The organism is Polaribacter sp. 2405UD43-2 (assembly GCF_058147125.1).
On sequence record NZ_JBYVJX010000022.1, the window covers coordinates 1 to 961 of the forward strand.

Annotated in this window: 1 protein-coding gene; it reads right to left on the bottom strand. The window is 29.1% G+C overall.

Going from position 1 to position 961, the window contains the following annotated elements; all coding sequences use genetic code 11:
- Window positions 1-57 precede the first annotated feature (57 nt).
- Window positions 58-961, bottom strand: a 904-nt coding sequence (locus ACY2RX_RS14590) for an IS3 family transposase (protein ID WP_490104716.1), incomplete at its 5' end; no start/stop codon positions are given.

Sequence of the window (961 nt, forward strand, 5' to 3'; positions counted from 1 at the left end):
TGACTAGTCCTAAATAACCGTTACAGTTTTTATTAGGATTAAAGTTATAAAAATCTCTCAACAAACAGCTGTTTGTTGAGAGATTTTCTTTTTATATGTTTTTCTTTTGATTTTGCATTGTTTGTGCATTTGCTTTGGTGTTAATAGTTTGCAAGACATATGAGGTCTTTTTGTATTGTAAATAACAATACTTTGTTTTACAATTTGTTGCATTATTTTAAAGTCAAGATTTTTAGTATTGATTAAAAATTCTTGTTTTAAAATACCATTAACACGTTCAGCAATAGCATTTTGATAAGGATCATACTGTTCTGTCATACTACATTGTATATTATTCTTATCTAGAATTTTTTGGTAGTTATCACTACAATATTGTAAGCCTCTATCAGAATGATGAATTAATTGATTTTGTGGGTATTGTCTATTTTTAACAGCCAATTTCAAGACTTTTATACTTTGTGCTGTTTCTAATGTGTTTGCTAGGTTATAACCTACAATCTTTTTAGAATAAGCATCAGTTATTAAAGATAAATACATTGGATTTTGTCTATTACCAACATAAGTAATATCTGCTACCCAGACTTGTTCTGGTCGATGTATTACTGTGTGTTCTATTAAGTTTTTATGTTTTTTAAAACGATGATATGAGTTTGTTGTTATGGTATAATTACGCTTTGGTTTTATCAGCATTTTATTAGCTTTTAAAATGGCAAATAGATAATCTCTACCAACACCTAAAACTCTTAATTGTTGTTGTAAAATATGATACAGTTTTCGGGTACCAATACGAGGCTGTTCTATACGAACATATCTGACCAGTTCAATAACTTTACCAGCAATAGCTTGTCGTTTCTCTTTGGATTTAATAGCTCGATAATATACCTGTCTGCTTACCCCAAGTAACTCACAGGTAGATGAGATACTCTCATTATAATGTATTGTAAACATATCGATTACTTGG